The sequence below is a fragment of the Eudoraea sp. genome, from assembly GCF_049665975.1.
In the GTDB taxonomy this organism is placed as follows: domain Bacteria; phylum Bacteroidota; class Bacteroidia; order Flavobacteriales; family Flavobacteriaceae; genus Eudoraea.
This window is the reverse complement of record NZ_JBATGR010000453.1, coordinates 1-3,391: the sequence shown is the minus strand read 5'-3', so window position 1 is coordinate 3,391 and position 3,391 is coordinate 1. Positions and strand designations below refer to the sequence as shown.

The 3,391-nt window shown below is 38.4% G+C and carries 2 protein-coding genes and 1 pseudogene; all 3 read left to right on the top strand.

Translation table 11 applies throughout. The annotated features are described in order from the left end of the window. Nucleotides 1-550: pseudogene (locus WBN20_RS14815) on the top strand (hydrolase); the annotation flags it as partial. Between the two features lie 135 nt (nucleotides 551-685). Continuing rightward, on the top strand, nucleotides 686-2,017 hold the full coding sequence (locus WBN20_RS14810) for a Gfo/Idh/MocA family protein (protein WP_424282239.1): 1,332 nt from the start codon (nucleotides 686-688) through the stop codon (nucleotides 2,015-2,017). A gap of 132 nt (nucleotides 2,018-2,149) precedes the next feature. Further along, on the top strand, nucleotides 2,150-3,391 hold a 1,242-nt coding region (locus WBN20_RS14805; protein WP_424282238.1), incomplete at its 3' end, for an Ig-like domain-containing protein.

Below are 3,391 nucleotides of genomic sequence, written 5' to 3'. Positions count from 1 at the left end.
CCGAAGTAGTATAAGCGTGGAAGGACTCAATGAGTATGTTGAATTATTGGCGCCTTTTGATCCTACGGGCACAGGAAAAGATTCCCTGGCTACAGGTACCAAACATAGATGGAATGCCTTTAGATTTGAATATAATTCCAGACCACAAAGCATGTTTACCTATTCTGCAGGCGGAAGAGTTGGGGGTTATTATGAAGACGGTACACTAGCAACCTTAACAAGCGAACTGGGTTATCGTTTTCAGCCATATGTAAGTCTAAGCTCAAATATTAGTTACAATAACATTAAATTACCTGAACCATGGAATACTACAGAATTTTGGTTAATAGGATCTGAGGTGGATATAACTTTTACCAATAAACTATTTTTTGCCACCTTATTTCAATATAACGAACAATCCAAAAACTTTAACCTAAACTCAAGGCTTCAATGGCGTTATAAGCCAGCATCGGATTTGTTCCTTGTCTACACCAACAACGAATTATTGGCACCATTTGACGGCAGGATTTGGTCAATTACACTAAAACTAACTTACTGGTTTAATAAATAACCTCAAGTGCTGCATTAAGTTTAAATTATACTTCACTGAGTAACAATTATGGTTGTTTTATGATTATATATTTGAATTTTTCTTGTAATTTAATTGTTTATTCCATCTATTCCATTAATAGCAAATGAACCAGCCATGACAACAAAAAAACTAAGTTCCAATTTCAATGAGGATAACAATAAGTCAAAACTGACCCGTAGAAGGTTTATTAGAAATTCCGCCTTCACATTAGGCGCCATTTCCATAATACCGCGCCATGTTTTAGGAAAAGGTTTTGTGGCTCCAAGTGATAAGGTAAATCTTGGATTTATAGGTCTTGGAAAACAGAGTAGAGGACTTGCGGCACGATTTGTTCAGAATACGAATGCACAAATTATAGCCAGCTGTGATGTCTGGACCACAAAAAATGCCTGGTTTAAGGATCATGTTGAAAAGGTTTACGCTGAACATCGGAACCAGTCAGGTTATAGCAGTGTTAATACATTTCTGGAATATAAAGAGCTTCTGGATCAAACGGAAATAGATGCTGTTATTGTGGCTACTCCAGACCACTGGCATGCATTACAATCTATTGACGCTATGAAAGCTGGAAAAGATGTTTTTTGTGAAAAACCTCTGACCCATACGCTAAAGGAAGGTAAGGAGATGGTAAAATGGGCCAAAAAGACGGGCAAAATTGTACAAACCGGAAGTATTCAACGCTCGTGGGATAATTTTAGAAAGGCTTGTGAACTGGTCAGGAATGGTTATTTAGGAGATATACAGAAAATTTTGGTGAATGTTGGTGACCCCGCTAGGCCTTATGATTTAAAGGCTGAGGCCATGCCAGTGGAAGTCAATTGGAATAATTGGTGCGGTCCTGCACCCCTTTTAGGCTATAATCACCGGCTTGCACCTTCAAACAATGATGTTGATTTTTGGCCTGATTGGAGGTTGTATCAGGAAGTCGGAGGTGGTATTTTATGCGACTGGGGCGCACATATGTTTGATATTGTACAATGGGCCCTGGGAATGGACCGGACAGGACCTGTTAAATTTGTCCCTCCAACTGATAAAAATGCAGTACGAGGTTTAAAGATGTACTATGCAAACGGGGTAGAAGTCGTTCATGAAGACTTTGAACGCGGATGGGGTGTTCGTTTTATTGGTACTGAAGGTAAGATGGATGTGAGCCGTAGTTTTCTTGAAACCGATCCTGCTGGTATTCTGAATGTGGAGTTAAAAAATACAGATACACGTTTGTACAAAGTAAAAAAAGATCACTATCAGGATTGGATAGATGCTATTAAAAATAGAACCCAACCTATCTGTGATGTAGAAACTGGCCATCGATCCGCTAGTGTTTGCAATATTGCAAATATTGCTTATAACCTCGGTGAAACACTTCAATGGGATCCTGAAACCGAAAAATTTAAAGGTAACAGCACCGCCAATAAGATGCGACATGTGAAATACCGAAAATTTTAACCTAGTTGCTTTGACCTATTAAATGGTCCGTGAAAAGTATTATTGTTAAAATGTGATTCTGAAAGGTTTAGTAATTTTTTAAGACAAATCTACTTTAAAGAATCATATTTAATATTTCTGCTATCTTTAAAGGTGGATCATCAAATTGTATCATATAATCCGGATATAAAAAAAACGAAGCTTAAAATACTATTTATTGTAGTGTTTTTAGGGTTCCTATTAGGTTTGTCCGCACAGTCACCTCCCGCCTGCACCATGTTGACTACCCCTTCTAATGGTGAAACAGGGGTTTCCGTAAATACTCAACTGCAATGGCAGGCTGTAGCAAATGCCACACAATATTTCCTCTTTATTGGCACCAGTCCGGGTGGTACAGACATAGTAAATGGTGTATCAATGGGAAACAATCTTGGCTTTACGCCCACAACAAGTCTGTTGCCTAACACAGTATATTATGTAAAAGTAATTCCTAATAACAATAACGGCGACGCTCAAAACTGTATTGAGGAAAGTTTTACTACAGGACTTGCCAGTTCTATTCCCGGATGCGTTACCTTATCAATTCCCGCAGCAGGTTCTTATGGTGTGCCTCCGGATACAAATATTAGCTGGATAGGCCAATCAGAAGCCATAGGATATATTTTGAATATTGGAACAATCGCTGGTGTAAGTGATATTTTAAGCAACGAAGATGTTGGTAATGTGACTACTTACGATCCACCTGCTGATTTACCACTTTCCCAACGTGTTTATATAACTATAATACCTTATAACAGCACAGGAGAATCTCCTTCCTGCTCTGAAGTTAATTTCAGGACCAGAGGAAATAACCCGCCTTTATGTACGGAAATAATAGATCCGATGGACGGAGGTGAATTTGTTTCAGTTACTGCAAACATAACCTGGATTAGAGATTTTAATGCCTCGGGATACCTTATGACTATTGAGAAATCGTCTATAGGTGGCATCAAGATTCTTGACAACTTTGATGTTGGCAACGGCACCAATTTTAAACCCCCTGATTTTGAAGGTAATACATTGTATTTTGTACGTATAACACCCTATAATGATCTTGGATCAGCTCCAAATTGTCAGCCAATTTCTTTTACAACCGGCACAGGGCCAGTCCCTCCGGAATGTACAAATCTATTAAACCCAAAAAATGGTTCTGATAACATAAATTTGAATTCAAATCTGGAATGGGAACCTGTGAACGGTATTTTGGGTTATATTCTATCAGTGGGTACTTCTTCGGGGGGAACAGATTTGGTGAATGAACTTGATTTAGGTAATACAACGAATTACAGTTTTCAACAGCCACTTCCAGAGTCAAGCTCTATTTATGTAACTATTACTCCTTACAGCATAAATTTG